General features: G+C 76.3%; 16 protein-coding genes. 11 read left to right on the forward strand and 5 right to left on the reverse strand.

The features are described from left to right. The first annotated feature begins 25 nt into the window (after nucleotides 1-25). Entirely contained in the window at nucleotides 26-1729 is a 1704-nt protein-coding gene (locus FJR00_RS05340) for a phospho-sugar mutase (RefSeq protein ID WP_141337789.1), read from the forward strand. Nucleotides 1730-1741: 12 nt separating this feature from the next. Here FJR00_RS05340 and FJR00_RS05345 read toward each other — a convergent pair whose 3' ends face one another. Further along, entirely contained in the window at nucleotides 1742-2449 is a 708-nt protein-coding gene (locus FJR00_RS05345) for a hypothetical protein (RefSeq protein ID WP_141337790.1), read from the reverse strand. Nucleotides 2450-2492: 43 nt separating this feature from the next. Between FJR00_RS05345 and FJR00_RS05350 the strand changes: the two genes are divergently transcribed. The 7 genes from FJR00_RS05350 (at nucleotide 2493) to FJR00_RS05380 (ending at nucleotide 9366) form a co-directional block, all read left to right on the forward strand. Beyond that, nucleotides 2493-3149 carry a uridine kinase family protein gene (locus FJR00_RS05350; RefSeq protein ID WP_141337791.1) on the forward strand — a complete coding sequence of 219 codons (657 nt, stop codon included), beginning with the start codon at nucleotides 2493-2495 and terminating at the stop codon, nucleotides 3147-3149. Continuing rightward, on the forward strand, nucleotides 3146-4210 hold the full coding sequence (locus FJR00_RS05355) for a DUF7847 domain-containing protein (RefSeq protein WP_141337792.1): 1065 nt from the start codon (nucleotides 3146-3148) through the stop codon (nucleotides 4208-4210). The genes FJR00_RS05350 and FJR00_RS05355 overlap by 4 nt, the downstream gene beginning before the upstream one ends. A 5-nt stretch (nucleotides 4211-4215) precedes the next feature. After that, nucleotides 4216-4869, forward strand: coding sequence for a DUF4129 domain-containing protein (locus tag FJR00_RS05360; protein ID WP_181409506.1), 654 nt, complete (start codon nucleotides 4216-4218; stop codon nucleotides 4867-4869). Continuing rightward, the gene (locus tag FJR00_RS05365) at nucleotides 4866-6023 is read left to right on the forward strand and encodes a DUF4350 domain-containing protein (protein ID WP_141337794.1); all 1158 of its coding nucleotides are present in this window, start codon (nucleotides 4866-4868) and stop codon (nucleotides 6021-6023) included. Before FJR00_RS05360 ends, FJR00_RS05365 begins: the two co-directional genes overlap by 4 nt. Further along, the gene (locus tag FJR00_RS05370) at nucleotides 6020-7036 is read left to right on the forward strand and encodes an AAA family ATPase (protein ID WP_141337795.1); all 1017 of its coding nucleotides are present in this window, start codon (nucleotides 6020-6022) and stop codon (nucleotides 7034-7036) included. Before FJR00_RS05365 ends, FJR00_RS05370 begins: the two co-directional genes overlap by 4 nt. An 8-nt stretch (nucleotides 7037-7044) precedes the next feature. Further along, a complete protein-coding gene (locus FJR00_RS05375) occupies nucleotides 7045-8358 on the forward strand; it encodes a DUF58 domain-containing protein (protein WP_141337796.1) in 1314 nt (437 codons plus the stop codon). 75 nt (nucleotides 8359-8433) lie between these two features. Then, nucleotides 8434-9366, forward strand: a complete 933-nt coding sequence (locus FJR00_RS05380) for a cation diffusion facilitator family transporter (protein ID WP_141337797.1) — start codon at nucleotides 8434-8436, stop codon at nucleotides 9364-9366. 31 nt (nucleotides 9367-9397) lie between these two features. On the opposite strand, the gene FJR00_RS05385 is transcribed toward FJR00_RS05380, so the two are convergent. Beyond that, nucleotides 9398-10393 carry a stage II sporulation protein M gene (locus tag FJR00_RS05385; protein WP_141337798.1) on the reverse strand — a complete coding sequence of 332 codons (996 nt, stop codon included), beginning with the start codon at nucleotides 10391-10393 and terminating at the stop codon, nucleotides 9398-9400. A gap of 50 nt (nucleotides 10394-10443) precedes the next feature. Between FJR00_RS05385 and FJR00_RS05390 the strand changes: the two genes are divergently transcribed. Further along, nucleotides 10444-11322: an RDD family protein gene (locus FJR00_RS05390; RefSeq protein ID WP_202876597.1), complete on the forward strand. Its 879-nt coding sequence runs from the start codon at nucleotides 10444-10446 to the stop codon at nucleotides 11320-11322. On the opposite strand, the gene FJR00_RS05395 is transcribed toward FJR00_RS05390, so the two are convergent. Then, nucleotides 11250-11615, reverse strand: a complete 366-nt coding sequence (locus FJR00_RS05395; RefSeq protein WP_141337799.1) for a cupin domain-containing protein — start codon at nucleotides 11613-11615, stop codon at nucleotides 11250-11252. The genes FJR00_RS05390 and FJR00_RS05395 overlap by 73 nt on opposite strands. Before the next feature lie 36 nt (nucleotides 11616-11651). On the opposite strand from FJR00_RS05395, the gene deoC reads away from it, so the two are divergent. Then, nucleotides 11652-12419: a deoxyribose-phosphate aldolase gene (deoC, locus tag FJR00_RS05400; protein WP_141337800.1), complete on the forward strand. Its 768-nt coding sequence runs from the start codon at nucleotides 11652-11654 to the stop codon at nucleotides 12417-12419. 10 nt (nucleotides 12420-12429) lie between these two features. Here deoC and FJR00_RS05405 read toward each other — a convergent pair whose 3' ends face one another. Both FJR00_RS05405 and FJR00_RS05410 read right to left on the reverse strand, forming a co-directional pair. Further along, complete coding sequence (locus tag FJR00_RS05405; RefSeq protein ID WP_141337801.1) at nucleotides 12430-13713, reverse strand: thymidine phosphorylase; 1284 nt, start codon at nucleotides 13711-13713, stop codon at nucleotides 12430-12432. Continuing rightward, on the reverse strand, nucleotides 13706-14356 hold the full coding sequence (locus FJR00_RS05410) for a hypothetical protein (RefSeq protein WP_141337802.1): 651 nt from the start codon (nucleotides 14354-14356) through the stop codon (nucleotides 13706-13708). Before FJR00_RS05410 ends, FJR00_RS05405 begins: the two co-directional genes overlap by 8 nt. A 36-nt stretch (nucleotides 14357-14392) precedes the next feature. On the opposite strand from FJR00_RS05410, the gene FJR00_RS05415 reads away from it, so the two are divergent. Further along, nucleotides 14393-15070 (forward strand): hypothetical protein, encoded by a 678-nt coding sequence (locus FJR00_RS05415; protein WP_141337803.1) that lies wholly within the window; start codon nucleotides 14393-14395, stop codon nucleotides 15068-15070. Nucleotides 15071-15074: the final 4 nt, after the last annotated feature.

Here is a 15074-nt window from a genome sequence, read left to right on the forward strand (position 1 = left end):
CAGCAGAGCGACCCGGAGGACCCCGATGACCCCGCACGACGACGAGCAGCTCGACCCGGCCCTGCTGGAGCGGGCCGACGCCTGGCTGGCCGACGACCCGGACCCGGTGACCCGGTCCGAGCTGGCCGACCTGCTGGAGCGGGCCCGCGCCGGGGAGCCCGACGCCGGGGCCGACCTGGCCGACCGGTTCGCCGGGTTCCTGGAGTTCGGCACGGCCGGGCTGCGCGGAGCCCTGGGCGCCGGCCCGAACCGGATGAACCGCGCCGTCGTGATCCGCACCGCCGCCGGCCTGACCGCATACCTGACCCGGGTCCTGCGCGAGCGCGGGGACGGCGACGGGCCCACCGTCGTCGTCGGGTTCGACGCCCGGCACAACTCCGACGTCTTCGCCCGGGACACCGCGGCGGTGGTCACCGCCGCGGGCGGGCGGGCCATGGTCCTGCCCCACCCCCTGCCGACCCCGGTCCTGGCGTTCGCGATCCGCCACCTGGGGGCCGAGGCCGGGGTCATGGTCACCGCGAGCCACAACCCGCCCGAGGACAACGGCTACAAGGTCTACCTCGGCGACGGGTCGCAGATCGTCCCGCCCGCCGACCGGGCCATCGCCGAGCAGATCGCCGCCGTGCCCTCGGTCGCGCAGGTCCCCCGGGCCGACGACGGCTGGGTCACCCTGGACGACTCCGTCGTCGAGGCCTACCTCGACGCCGCCGTGGCCGTCCTGGACCCCGACGGCCCGCGCGCGCTGTCCGTCGTGCACACCGCCCTGCACGGCGTGGGCTCGGACGTGGTGCGGGAGGCCTTCCTGCGGGCCGGCTTCCCCGCACCGGCGCCGGTGGCCGAGCAGCAGGAGCCCGACCCCGACTTCCCCAGCGTCGCCTTCCCCAACCCCGAGGAGCCCGGCGCCATCGACGCGGCGCTGGCGCTGGCCGAGCGTGAACGGCCCGACCTCGTGGTGGCCAACGACCCCGACGCCGACCGGTGCGCCCTGGCGGTGCGGGACGGCGGCTCCTGGCGGATGCTGCGGGGCGACGAGGTCGGCGCCCTCCTGGGGCAGCACGTCATCGACCGCGGCCGCGCCAGGGGCGACCGCACGGTGCTGGCCCGCTCGATCGTCTCCTCCCGCCTCCTGGGCGCGATGGCCGACGCGGCCGGGCTGCCCGGGGAGGAGACCCTCACCGGGTTCAAGTGGATCGGCCGGGTCCCCGGGCTGGCCTACGGCTACGAGGAGGCGCTGGGCTACTGCGTCGACCCCGCCACGGTGCCGGACAAGGACGGCGTCACCGCCGCCCTCATGGCTGCCGAGATGGCCGCCGGGCTCAAGGCGCAGGGACGCACGCTCCTGGACGTGCTCGACGACCTCGCCCGGCGCCACGGGGTGCACCAGACCGACGCGTTCTCCGTGCGGGTGTCCGACCTGTCCCTGATCCCCCCGGTCATGCAGCGCCTGCGCGACGAGCCGCCGGCGCGCCTGGGCAGCACCGAGGTCAGCTCGGTGGAGGACCTCGCCGAGGGGGTCGACGGGCTGCCCCCCACGGAGGGCATGCGCTTCCTGCTGGCCGACGGCACCCGGGTGATCGTGCGTCCGAGCGGCACGGAGCCCAAGCTCAAGGTCTACCTCGAGGCCGTCGTCCCCGTAGATGGCGACGACGGGCTCCCGGCGGCCCGCGAGGAGGCGGCCCGTCGCCTGGCCGGGACACGGTCGGCCATGGAGGAGCTCACCCGCGTCTGACCGGGGCCCGGTCTAGGCGAGCAGCGCCAGCACCACGAGGGCCACGGCCACGGCGAGGACGACGACCGCCCCCCACGCGGGCCGCTGCACCGGGGCGACGGGCGGCACGGGGTCCTTCCCTCCGGGGGCCAGGTCGCCTCCCCCGTCCGGCGCGAGCTCCCCGCCGTCCAGCCGCCACCGCTGCAACGCCCGCTGCACCTCGTCGGCCACCCCCTGGGCCGTGGTGCCGGCGTCGCCCCGTCGGCGCACGGTGGTCTCGGCGAAGTCGTCGACGGCCTGGCGACGCACCCGTTCCCGCTTGACGGGCACGGCCCAGGCGGAGTGCCGGCGCCCCTGCCGGTCGACCAGCTCCAGGGCCCACTGGTGGGTCACCTCCTCGACCGCGGCGAACGGGACCGTGGTGTCGGTGACCAGGTTGCCCAGCACGACGCCGTCCTCGTGCAGCCGGACCGAGGGCCGCAGGAACAGCACCCAGCCGAGGGCGCCCAGCCCGACCACGAGCGCGACGGGCGGCAGCAGACCGGCCCGGTGCCCGGCGACGACGTCCACGACCGTGAGCGCCGCCAGCACGCCCGCACCGACCACGAGCACCCAGCCCATCAGCCGGGCCGGCATCGTGCGGTAGACCCGCAGCGGCGGGCCGGTCAGCCGCCCCGACCCCTCAGCCGTCCCGCGCGCGGGGTGCGGGGGCGTGGGGTCGGACGACGCGGAGGTGCTCACGCGGACCGAGTCTAGGCCGGACCGGGTCCTAGACTGTGCCGCCATGGAGCCCGTCGCCCCCCGACCCGCGCGGGTCCTCGTGCTCACCGGTCCCAGCGGCGCCGGCAAGTCCCGGCTGGCGCGCCGGCTGACCGCGCGCTTCGGGTGGCCGATGGTCGCCCTGGACGACTTCTACCGCGAGGGCACCGACCCCGACCTGCCGATGAGCCCGCTGGGTCTGGTCGACTGGGACGACGTGCGCTCCTGGCACCTGGACGCGGCGCTGACCGCGCTCGAGGAGCTCTGCGTCCACGGCTGCACGGACGTGCCCGTCTACGACATCGCCAGCTCGAGCATCACCGGCCACCACGTCCTGGAGCGGGGGCCGCACGACGTCGTCGTCGCCGAGGGCATCTTCGCCGCCCACGCGGTCGAGGGCCTGCGGGAGAGGGGCCTGCTGGCCCAGGCGTGGTGCGTGCGCAACCATCCCTGGCTGACCTTCGTCCGGCGGCTCGTGCGCGACCTGGCCGAACGGCGCAAGCCCCCGCTCACCCTGTGGCGCCGGGGCCACGTCCTGCGCCGGGCCGAGCCGGGTATCGTGGCCGCCCACGAGGCGCTCGGAGCCGTCCCGGTCACCGCCAAGGAGGCCGAACGCCTCGTCCACGACCTGCTCGCCCCGGAGGGTGCGGGCGCCCGCAGCGCAGGAGGACCCGGGGGATGACGCAGCCGCACGTCCCGGACGGTATGCCGCCCCCCGGGTCGCCGCCCTCCGTGCCGGCGCCGGTCCCGCCGGGTACCCCGCCCGCGGCGGACGGGCCTGACCCCTGGCAGCGGCTGACCCCCGAGGAGCTCACCCGCCTGCACCGGCCCGGCGTCGTCCCCCTGCGCCCCCTGGGCCTGGGCGACATCTTCGGTGGGTCCCTGCAGACGATGCGGCGCAACCCGCGCGCCACCGTCGGGATGGCGCTGCTGGTCCTCGCCGCCCTGCTCGTCCCCTCGCTCCTGCTCTCCCTGGGGGTCGCCGGCACCTCCCTCCTCGCCCCCACCGACCGGGAGGCCGTCCTCCTGCTCGTCACGCTGGTCTTCTCCGCGTTGGCCTCCACGACCCTCACGGGGCTGATCGTGCACACCGTCGGCGAGGCCGTCCTGGGGGACCGGGCGGGGCTGGAGGAGGCCTGGGAGGCGGTCCGCGGACGGATCCCCGCCCTGCTCGGCGCCCTCGTGCTCATGACCGTGCTGCTGCTCCTGGCCGGTGTGATGGTCGTGGGGGTCGTCGTGCTCGCGACCTGGGCGGCCACCGCCGCGGGCGACCTGCCCGCCGTCCTCGTGGCGGTCGGCGGAGGCCTCGCCGCCGCCGTGCTGCTCGTGTGGGCCGGGAGCCGGCTCTCCCTGGCGCCGGCACCGGTCGTCCTCGAGCGCGCCGGCCCCTGGCGGGGCGTGCGCCGGGCGTGGGCCCTGACCTCGGGCCGGCAGTCGTGGCGGGTCACGGGGATCACCGTGCTCGCCGGCCTGGTCACCGCGGCGTTCGCGGCCGCCGTGCAGGTGCCGGTCTCCGTGGTCCTGCTGCTGGCCGGCGACGGCTTCCTCGGCACGGCGGGCGGCCCCTCCACCCTGGCCATCGTGCTCGACCACGCGGTGCAGCTGGCGGTCAACGCCGTCGTCGTCCCGTTCACCGCCGGGGTGACCGCGCTGCTCTACCTGGACCAGCGCATCCGGCGTGAGGGTCTGGACCTGGTCCTGCACCGCACCGCCCAGGAGCGGGCCGTGCGGCGGCGCCGTTGACACCGGTGACCGACGAGGGTCCCGACCCCGGCCGGGACGAGGCGCGGCGCTGGCTCGAGGAGGAGCTGGCCTCCGGCGGCTACCGGGTCCGCGAGTCGGTCGTCGAGCGCGTCCTCGACCGGCTCGCCGAGCTGCTGCCCTCCCCCGGCCTGACCGGCACGCTGCCGGGGTGGGCCTCCTGGGTCGTCCTGGCGGCAGTGCTGGTCGCCGTCCTCGCGGTCCTCACCCGGGCCGCCCGCGACCGCCGTCGGCAGGCCGTCCTCGGGCGGCGCACAGCGGACGGCGCCGTGCTGCCCGACCGGCCCCTCACGGCGGCGGCCTACCGGGAGCGGGCCGCCCGGGCGCTGGCCGCGGGCGAGTCCGACACCGCGCTCCTGGACGCCTACCGGGCCGTGGCCGCCGAGGCCGACGGTCGCGGCTGGCTGCCCGACCGGCCCGGCAGGACCGCCCACGAGCTGGCGGCCGAGCTGGGTGCCCGGGCGCCGGCCCTGGCGGGCGACCTGGCGGAGGCGGCCGACCGTTTCGACGCCGTGCGCTACGGCGCCGCGCACGTCGCGGCGGACCAGGCACGGGCCGTGCTGGACCTCGGCCTGCGGCTCGACCGCCCCGACGTCCGTCCGGGCCCGGCACCGGGACCCCGACCGGCGGTGCCCCGGTGACCCTGCTGCGGCGATGGGCCCCGTGGGCGGTGCTCGTCCTGGCCATGGTCGTGGTGGCCGCACTCCTGACCAGGCAGGACACCGGCGAGCCCTTCTCCCCGGACAACCCCGGCCACGAGGGCACGAGGGCCCTGGTCTCGGTCCTGGAGCAGCGGGGCACCACGGTGGAGGTCGTCGACGGGACCCGACGGCTCCTGGACCGGCCCGTGGAGCCGGGCACGGTGGTGGTGCTCGGCTCCACCGCGTACCTGGGACCGGGCTCGGCGGCCGAGGTGCTGCGGCACGTCGAGGACGCCCGACGGCTCCTCGTCCTCGTCCCCGACCCGGCGCTCGACCCGGGCACCGTCCTGGACCTGCCGGTGACCTCCGCCCCGGGCGGCGGGCGGGTCCTCGACCCGGGGTGCACCTCCCCCTGGGTGCGCGAGGGGGACCGGCTGGCCCTGGTGGACACGATGATGGAGCACCGGGGGGCCGACCGGGCCGCGGCCACCGCCTGCTACCCGCCGACCACCACGCACAACGCCGGCGGGGCACGGACCGGGGCGCTGCTCGACCTGCCGGCCGAGGCCGGGCGCCCCGCCCTGACCCTCGTCGGGTTCCCGACCGCGCTGACCAACGAGCACGTCACCGAGGAGGCCCACGCGGCCCTCGGGCTGCGCCTGCTGGGCGGGTCCGACCGGGTCCTGTGGGTGCTGCCCTCCCCCGGTGACGCCGCGCTGGACGAGACCCCCCAGGGCCTGTGGGACGTCCTGCCGCGCAACCTCACCGCCTCCGTCGTGCTGCTCGCCGCCGCCGTGCTCGCCGCCGCGCTCTGGCAGGGCCGTCGGCTGGCGCCCGTGGTCGGCGAGCCGCTCCCCGCCGTGGTGCACGCGGCGGAGACCACCCGCGCCCGGGGCCGTCTCTACCGCCAGGCCCGCGACCGCGAGCACGCCCTCCGCGCGCTGCAGGAGGGCGCCCGGCACCGCCTGGCCCTCCGGCTGGGCCTGCCGGCCACCGTCGGCACCGCCGAGCTCGTCGACGCCGTCTCCACCGCCGTGGGCCGACCACCGACCGTGGTCCACCGGCTGCTCGCCGACCCCACCGCCCCGGACGACGCGACCCTCGTCGACGTCGCCCGGCAGCTGCGCTCCCTCGAGGAAGGAACCCCCGCATGACTCCCCCGCCCACCCCGACCGACCCGCCCGGGGACCCGCACGCCACCGGTGAGGGCCCTGCGCCCGACGACGCCCGGGCGGCGCTGCAGTCGGTCCGGACCGAGGTCGCCCGCGCCGTGGTCGGCCAGGACCAGGCCGTCTCCGGACTCCTCGTGGCCCTGCTCACCGGGGGGCACGTGCTGCTGGAGGGGGTGCCCGGCACCGCCAAGACGTTGCTCGTCCGAGCCCTCGCCCGGGCCCTGTCGGTGCGCACCGCGCGCGTGCAGTTCACGCCGGACCTCATGCCCGGCGACGTCACCGGGTCCATGGTCTACGACAGCGGCCGGGAGGACTTCACCTTCCGGCCGGGCCCGGTGTTCACCAACCTCCTCCTCGCCGACGAGGTCAACCGCACCCCGCCGAAGACCCAGTCGGCCCTCCTGGAGGCCATGGAGGAACGGCAGGTGACCGTCGACGGCACCGCCCACCCCCTGCCGACCCCCTTCCTCGTGGCGGCCACGCAGAACCCGGTCGAGTACGAGGGCACCTACCCCCTCCCCGAGGCGCAGCTGGACCGGTTCCTGCTCAAGCTCACGGTGCCCCTCCCCCCGCGGGAGGACGAGGTCGAGGTGCTGACCCGGCACGCGGCCGGCTTCGACCCCCGCGACCTGGCGGCCGCCGGGGTGCGGCCGGTCGCGGGTGCCGAGGACCTGGCGGCCGCGGCCGCGGCCGTGCGAGGCGTGCAGGTCTCCCCGGAGATCGTCGGGTATGTCGTGGACCTGGCCCGGGCCACGCGCACGGCTCCCTCGCTGCAGCTCGGGGTCAGTCCCCGCGGCGCGACGGCGCTGATGGCCTCGGCACGGGCCTGGGCGTGGCTCTCCGGCCGCGAGTTCGTCACCCCCGACGACGTCAAGGCCCTCGCGCCGCCCACCCTGGCCCACCGGGTCGCCCTGCGGCCCGAGGCCGAGCTCGAGGGCGTGGACGCCGACGCCGTGCTGCGCACCGTCCTGTCCTCCGTCCCCGTCCCCCGCTGAGGACCCTCATGGTCGTGCGTGGTCCTGTGGTCGCCCTGGTCCTGCTGGGGCTGGTCCCGCCCGCCCTGTGGCCCGGGCGGGCCGGGGCCGTGGCCGCCGGCTGGCTGCTCGGCGTCGCCGTCCTCGTCGCGCTCGACCTGCTCCTGACCCCCTCCCCACGGTCGCTCCGGGTCCGCCGGGGCCAGGTGCCGGCGGTGCGCCTCGGCGGCTCGGCGACGGTGGAGCTGACGTTGACCCACGACGGTCCGCGCCGGGCACGCGGGCTGGTCCAGGACGCCTGGATACCCTCGGCGGGGGCCGACGGCACCCGGCACCTCCTCGACGTCCGGCCCGGGCAGGTCCAACGGGTCCGGACCCTGCTCACCCCCACCCGTCGCGGGGACCGCCCGGCCACGGGGGTCACGGTGCGGGTCCACGGTCCGCTGGGGCTGGCGGGCCGGCAGCGGACCGTGGCCCTCGGGGGCGCGGTCCGGGCCCTCCCGCCGTTCCGGTCGAGGCGGCACCTGCCGAGCCGGCTGGCCCGGCTGCGCCAGATCGACGGCCGGTCCGCCGTCCGGACCCGGGGGCAGGGCACCGAGTTCGACTCGCTGCGCGACTACGTCGACGGGGACGACGTGCGCTCCATCGACTGGCGGGCCACGGCCCGCCGGCAGCACACGGTCGTGCGCACCTGGCAGCCGGAGCGCGACCGACGGGTCCTCCTGGTCCTGGACACCTCCCGCACCAGCGCCGCACGGGTCGGGGACGAACCCCGCCTGGACGCGGCCATGGACGCCGCCCTGCTGCTGGCCGCCCTGGCGGCCCGGGCCGGGGACCGCGTGGACCTGCTGGCCGGCGACCGGTCGCTGCGGGCACGGGTCGGGTCCGGCTCCGGCGCCGCCGCCGGGTCGGCCGACCTGCTCCACCGCCTCGTCACCGCGATGGCCCCGCTGGAACCGGTCCTGGTCGAGGCGGACTGGACCCGTCTCGCGGGGGCGGTCAACGGGACCACCCGGCGACGGGCCCTCGTGGTCCTGCTGACGCCCCTCGAGCCGGCCGCGGTGGAGGAGGGCCTGCTCCCGGTCCTGCCGAGCCTGACCGCCCACCACCACGTCGTGGTGGCCTCGGTGGCCGACCCGGCGGTGGCGGCGATGGCGGCCGACCTCGGGTCGGTGCCGGCGGTCTACGACGCCGCGGCCGCCGAGCGCACCACCGCGCTGCGTCGCCGGACCGCCTCCGCCCTGCGCCAGCTCGGCGTCGAGGTGCTCGACCGTCCCCCCCACGACCTGCCCGCCGCCCTGGCCGACCACTACCTGCAGCTGAAGGCGACCGGCCGGCTGTGAGCCGAGGGCGGAGGCACCGCCGGCCCGCCGGTAGCATCGTCGGGTGCCTCCCGCCCCCCGCACCGTCCACGGTCGATGACCAGCAGTCCCGACCCGACACGCAGCACGCGGCACCCGCAGCCGGAGGACCTCACGAGGTTCGCCTGGCTGTCGATCGCGGCAGCCCTGGTCACCATCGGGCTCAAGACGGGCGCCTGGCTGCTGACCGGGTCGGTGGGTCTGCTGTCCGACGCCGCGGAGTCGCTGGTGAACCTGGTCGCCGCGGTCGTGGCCCTGGTCGCCCTCCGGGTCGCCCTCCGGCCGCCGGACAAGAAGCACAACTACGGGCACAGCAAGGCCGAGTACTTCGCGGCCGCCGTCGAGGGCCTGATGATCTTCGTGGCCGCCGCCGTGATCCTCATGGTGTCCGTCCAGCGGTTCCTCGACCCCCAGCCGCTGGAGCGGGTGGGCACGGGCCTGGCGGTCTCGGTCGTCGCGTCCGTGGTCAACGGGTCGGTGGCCTGGGTGCTGCTGCGGGCCGGCCGCAAGCATCGGTCGATCACCCTGACCGCCGACGGCAAGCACCTCCTGACCGACGTGTGGACCTCCGTCGGCGTCGTCGTCGGGGTCGCGCTGGTGTGGCTCACCGGGTGGGACCGGCTGGACCCGGTGGTCGCCTTCCTGGTCGGCGTGAACATCCTCGTCACCGGGTGGGGACTGGTCGCCACGTCCACCGCGGGCCTCATGGACGCCAGCCTGCCCAAGGAGGACAACGAGCGGATCGCCCAGATCCTCGACCGCTGGACCAGCGAGCAGGTCCAGTTCCACGCGGTACGCACCCGGGAGTCCGGGCACAAGCGATTCATGGAGATGCACCTGCTCGTGCCCGGCGGCTGGAGCGTCAAGCGAGGACACGACCTGGCCGAGGACATCACCGACTCGTTGCTCGAGGCGTATCCGGACCTGCGGGTCAGCTGCCACCTCGAGCCCATCGAGGACCCCCGCTCCTACGAGGACATGGGGATCTGAGCCGCGGCGCGACGGGGTCCCGCGCGCGGCCTCAGGACGAGGTGGGGGCCACGTCCGCCTGCTGGTCGTCGCCGACGTCGCCGGTGACCCCACGACGGACGGCGGACCGGCCCAGGGTGAAGACGTAGGCGAGGAACGTCAGCAGGGCCAGCACACCGATGCCCACCCGGGCCCAGGTGGGCAGCGGCGAGGGGGTGACGAAGCCCTCGATGACCCCCGCCACCAGGAGCACGACGACCAGGCCGAGCGCCACCCCGGCCGCCGTCCGTCCCTCCGCCGCCAGGTTGGCCAGGCGGGTCCGGGGACCCGGGGCGACCCAGGCCCAGAAGAGCCGCAGCCCCACGCCTGCGGCCACGAACACCGCCATCAGCTCCAGCAGGCCGTGGGGTGTCAGCAGGCCCCAGAACACGTCGGCCCGGTCGTAGCGGTGCATCAGGGAGCCGATCACCGCCACGTTGGCGATGTTCTGCCACAGGACCCACACGACCGGGAAGCCGAGCACGCCCATCCCGATCGCCCTGGCCGCGACCCAGGCGTTGTTCACCCAGACGAGGGTGGAGAAGCTGCTCGCCGCGTTCTCGGAGTAGTAGGACTCGAACTGCACGTCGACGAGCAGCTGCACCTCCTGCGGCGTCAGCAGGGTGTTCTCCACCACCGGATGGTGGTAGAGCCACCAGCCCAGCACGAGCCCGACGACGACGTTGGTCACGGCGGTCACCCCCCACCACCACCGCAGCCGGTAGAGCGCCGCCGGGAAGTCCTCGGCGAAGAACCGGCCCACCCCGGACCAGGACGCCGTCGGCACGCGTGCGGCGCGGCCCCGGGCCCGGGCGACCAGCGCGGACAGGTAGGCGACCACGCCGGCGTCGGGTGCACCGGAACGGACGAGGGAGAGGTCGGTGGCCGCCCGCTGGTAGCCGTCGACCAGCGCGTCGGCCTCGGCGCCGGAGAGCCGTCGCCGGCGCGCGAGCGACTCCAGCCGGAGCCACTCCTCCCGCCGTCGGGCCACCAGTGCGTCCAGGTCCACGGGCCCACTGTAGGACGCCCGGCCCCGGCGTCCCGTCGTACGCTGGCCGGGTGGCTCGTGCGGGGATCTTCGACGTCGACCGGTTCGTCACCGGCGAGGCGGTGGAGGTCGAGCTCCCGCCCGCGTCCCTGCCGCTGCGCATGCTCTCGGGCGCGATCGACCTGCTCGTCGTGGCGGCCCTGCTCGTCGCGGTCGTCCTGCTCACCCCGGTCGACCTGTTCGCCGCCGACGGGGCCCTGGGTCAGACCTTCGTCATCATCCTCATGGTGCTGGCCATGGCGGGGGTGCCGATCACCCTGGAGACCGTCCTGCACGGCCGCACGGTCGGCAAGCTCGCGCTCGGTCTGCGGACGGTGCGGGACGACACCGGTCCTATCGGCCTGCGGCACGCGACCATCCGCGCGCTGGCCGGCACCGTCGAGCTGTGGCTGACCCTCGGCGGGCTCGCCCTCCTCGTGGCCGCCACCAACGAACGGGCCCGCCGGCTGGGCGACCTGCTGGCAGGGACCTACGTCGTCCGTGACCGGGTGCGGCTGGCCCCGGTCGCCCTGCCCGTCGCCGGTCCCGAGGTCGGCGGCTGGGCCCGGGACGCGGACCTGGCGCCGTTGCCCGACGCGCTGGCCGTGGCGGTCCGCCAGTTCCTCTCCCGGGCCGGCCAGCTGGCCCCCGAGGCCCGCACGCGCACCGCCGCCGAGCTGTGGGCCGCCGTGGCTCCACGGGTGTCGCCGCCCCCGCCGGCGGGAGCGTCGCCGGAGGAGCTGCTGGCCGGGGTGATGGGTGAACGGCGCCGCCGGGACGAGGTCAGGCTGGACCGTGCGGACGCCCTGCGCCGACGGCTGCTGCCGACGGACGGCGCTCAGCCCGGCACCGGCTCCGGGTCCCGGCGGGCACCCTCGACGGTGAAGGCCGGGGCGCACACGGCCAGGTAGTCCGCGCCGGAGGGGCCGACGGCGTAGCGGACCCACTCCCCCGCCCGGGTGAGGATGCACTCCCCCGCGGTGACGCTGGTCGATCCGCCCTCGTGCTCGACGACGACCTCGCCGGCCAGGACGTAGGTGATCTCGTCGAACTCGGGCCGCTGGCCCGGCTCCGACCACCCGGGGGGCGCGGTCATCCGCGCCAGCGACACCGAGCGGTGCCCCGTGCTGGCCGCCCCGGCCAGCTCCTGGATCAGCTTCTCCCCGGTCCCGGGCACCCGGACCGGCCGCAACGTCGTCGGCATACCCCGATCCTATGCGCTCCACCTACAGTGGGACCCATGCCGAACACCTACGCCCCCGGGAGCACCCTGACCGTCCAGGACGTCGCCGACCTCGTCGACCACGCCCTGCTCAAGCCCGAGCTCACCCCGGCCGAGGTGGAGCGGTCCTGCCGCGAGCTGGCCGCCGCCGAGATCTGGTCCGTCTGCGTGCGTCCCAGCGACGTGGCCCTCGCCGCCGGGGCCGTCCAGGGCCACCGGACCCGGGTCTGCACGGTCATCGGCTTCCCCCACGGCACCACCTCCACCGCGGCCAAGGTGGCCGAGTCGCGCCAGGCCCTCGAGGACGGCGCCACCGAGCTGGACATGGTGCTCAACATCGGCCGGCTGCGCGGCGGGGACGTCCAGCAGGTGCAGGCGGACATCGCCGCCGTGGTACAGGTCGGGCACGAGGCCGGGGCCCTGGTGAAGGTGATCCTGGAGACCGCCCTGCTCGACGACGAGCAGAAGGTCGCCGGCTGCCGGGCCGCCGAGGCCGCCGGGGCCGACTTCGTCAAGACCTCGACCGGGTTCGCCGGGGGCGGCGCGACGCTGCCGGACGTCCGGCTCATGCGCGCCAGCACCGGCGAGCACGTCCAGGTGAAGGCCTCCGGGGGCGTCCGGGACGTCGACACGCTCCTGGCCATGTGCGCCGAGGGCGTCACCCGGATCGGGACCTCCTCGACCGAGGCGCTGCTGGCCGGGGCCCGGGAGCGCGCGGACGCCGGCACGCTGGTGGTGCCCGAGCCGGGTCAGGACGTGGCCGGGGCCGACGGCCGGGGCTACTGACCCGGGCCGGTCAGGCGATCCGGTCGATGACCACGTCCGGACGCCCGGGCGCCGTGTCCCCGACGCTCCAGCCCCCCTCGAGGGCGGCGAGCGCACGCTCGAAGCGCTCGGGGGTGTCGGTGTGCAGCGTCATCACCGGTTCGCCGGCCCGCACCCGGTCGCCGGGCTTGGCGTGCAGCTCGACACCGGCGGCCGCCTGCACGGGGTCCTCCTTGCGGGCGCGGCCCGCGCCGAGGCGCCAGGCGGCCACGCCGACCGCCAGGGCGTCGAGCTCGGTCAGCACCCCGTCCCGGTCCGCGACGACCTGGTGGGTCTCGGCGGCGGTCGGCAGCGCGGCGTCCGGGTCGCCGCCCTGGGCGGCGATCATCCGTCGCCAGACGTCCATGGCCCGCCCGTCCCGCAGCGCGTCGGCCGGGTCCACGTCCTCCACCCCTGCCCCCTGGAGCATCTCGCGGGCCAGGGCGAGGGTGAGGTCCACCACGTCCTGGGGGCCGCCGCCGGCGAGCACCTCCACGCTCTCGCGCACCTCGAGGCCGTTGCCGGCGGTCAGCCCCAGGGGCGTGGACATGTCGGTGAGCAGCGCCACGGTGTGCACGCCCGCGTCCTGACCGAGCGCCACCATGGTCTCCGCCAGCTCCCGGGCGTCCGGCTCGGTCTTCATGAACGCGCCGGAGCCGACCTTGACGTCGAGGACCAGCACCCCGGTGCCCTCGGCGATCTTCTTGCTCATGATCGAGGAGGCGATCAGCGGGATCGCCTCGACCGTACCGGTGACGTCGCGCAGCGAGTAGAGGCGCTTGTCCGCCGGGGCCAGCCCCGACCCCGCCGCGCAGATCACCGCGCCGACGTCCTCGAGCTGGTCGAGGATCTCCGCGTTGGACAACGACGCCCGCCACCCGGGGACGGCCTCCAGCTTGTCGAGGGTCCCGCCGGTGTGGCCCAGGCCCCGGCCCGAGAGCTGGGGGACCGCGACCCCGCAGGCGGCCACGAGCGGGGCCAGCGGCAGGGTGATCTTGTCGCCCACCCCTCCGGTCGAGTGCTTGTCCGCGGTCGGGCGGGACAGGGAGGAGAAGTCCATCCGCTCGCCGGAGGCGATCATCGCCGCGGTCCAGTCGCCGATCTCCCGGCGGTTCATCCCGTTGAGCAGGATGGCCATGGCCAGCGCCGACATCTGCTCGTCGGCGACCACCTCGCGGGTGTAGGCGTCCACGACCCAGGCGATCTCCTCGGAGGAGAGCTCACCCCGGTCGCGCTTGGTGCGGATGATGTCGACGGCGTCGAAGGACTCACTCATGGTGCCCAGTCTGGCCCATGCCGCGGCACCGGGCCACGACCCTGTCCAGCGCGGCCCGGTCCACGCCGCCGGGGCTGCCCGACAGCGCCGACAGCGCGGTCCGCACGTCGCCGTGGAGCGCGCCCTCCTCGCCACCGTCCACCCGTCCCGCGGTGAGCAGCCGGTCCATCCCCTCGAGGAGCTGGCGCGCCCGCCCGGCGTCGCCCGCCGCGAGCGCCTGCTCCAGGTCCCGTCCCCCCTGGGCCAGCTGCAGGCGCAGCAGCGAACGGGCGGGGTCGGTGCCGCCGGACCATCCCCTCGACGAGGTCGCCGGGCCGGACGCCGGCGACGACCCGGGGTAGCGGGGCACGTCGATGGTGGGCATCGGCGGGGACCCGCCCGGTCCGCCGGTCCAGCCGGGGGGCGCCGGGCCCGACACGGGCCGGTCCGTCGGCGCGGACCCGCCCGGCGGGGGCGGCGCCCCACCGGGCGGGAGGCCCTGCGTCGGCACGGACCCGCCGGAGAGCTGCCGGCCGAACAGCTTCCACCCGATCACGCCGAGGATGATCAGGGGGACCAGCCCCCCGTCGAGGACGTCGAGGAGCGTCAGGGCCGTGAGGACCAGCAGCACCCACCCCCACCACGGCACCTGGGAGGCCTTCACCGGCCCGCCCCGTCCCGGTGTGACATCCTGTGCGGCGTGCTGATCGCTGACGTCATGGCCCTCGTCGTCCCTCCTGTGACCGATCTGCTGCGGCGCACCCGCGCCCGAGGTGGGACGCACGGCGAGCAGCCGATGTTCCCGACCATCATCGCCGTACGCAACGGTCGGGTGGTGGCCGGGGTGTCCACGCCCCGGCTCCAGGCCACCCTCTCGGCCGCGCGGACGCTGGCCGTCGGCGTGGACGCGGCCGCGCTGGTGCTGGCCGCCCAGGCCGAGGTGGAGGGTCGTCCGGTCCTCGTCCACACCGTGATGACCCGCGACCGTCGTGCCAAGCAGGTGCTCCAGCGGGTCGAGCTGGGCCCCGGGGAGCGGGTCGCGGTCGGTGAGCCCCAGGACGGCGGCACCCCCCAGGACGACACGGTCGTCACGGCGCTCGCCGAGGCGATGGGGCACCGGCCCGTCGACGTCACCCGGGTGGCCCGTCGGGACACCGCGGGGACCTTCGGCGAGGACCTCTACCTGCCGCCTGAGCAGGGCCGCGTCGTCGTCGACGCGGGCACCGTCCGCACCCTGCACGACCGCGTGCGGGGGATCGCCGGGGAGGTCTTCTACGTCCCCCGCAGCCCCGAGGCCGCCCGGCTGGCGCTGGAGGCGGGGCTGCCCCGGCCGGCCCTGCTGGGCCCGGCCGGCCCGGAGGAGCCCGTCGACGGGTGAGGCG

The sequence above is a fragment of the Ornithinimicrobium kibberense genome (assembly GCF_006519705.1).
GTDB lineage: Bacteria > Actinomycetota > Actinomycetes > Actinomycetales > Dermatophilaceae > Ornithinicoccus > Ornithinicoccus kibberensis.

Bases quoted from the DNA above. Each gene is read 5' to 3' on its own strand.
- FJR00_RS05340 (WP_141337789.1), top strand. From the start codon at position 26: ATGACCCCGCACGACGACGAGCAGCTCGACCCGGCCCTGCTGGAGCGG.
- FJR00_RS05350 (WP_141337791.1), top strand. From the start codon at position 2,493: ATGGAGCCCGTCGCCCCCCGACCCGCGCGGGTCCTCGTGCTCACCGGT.
- FJR00_RS05355 (WP_141337792.1), top strand. From the start codon at position 3,146: ATGACGCAGCCGCACGTCCCGGACGGTATGCCGCCCCCCGGGTCGCCG.
- FJR00_RS05370 (WP_141337795.1), top strand. From the start codon at position 6,020: ATGACTCCCCCGCCCACCCCGACCGACCCGCCCGGGGACCCGCACGCC.
- FJR00_RS05375 (WP_141337796.1), top strand. From the start codon at position 7,045: ATGGTCGTGCGTGGTCCTGTGGTCGCCCTGGTCCTGCTGGGGCTGGTC.
- FJR00_RS05380 (WP_141337797.1), top strand. From the start codon at position 8,434: ATGACCAGCAGTCCCGACCCGACACGCAGCACGCGGCACCCGCAGCCG.
- FJR00_RS05395 (WP_141337799.1), bottom strand. From the start codon at position 11,615: ATGCCGACGACGTTGCGGCCGGTCCGGGTGCCCGGGACCGGGGAGAAG.
- deoC (WP_141337800.1), top strand. From the start codon at position 11,652: ATGCCGAACACCTACGCCCCCGGGAGCACCCTGACCGTCCAGGACGTC.
- FJR00_RS05405 (WP_141337801.1), bottom strand. From the start codon at position 13,713: ATGAGTGAGTCCTTCGACGCCGTCGACATCATCCGCACCAAGCGCGAC.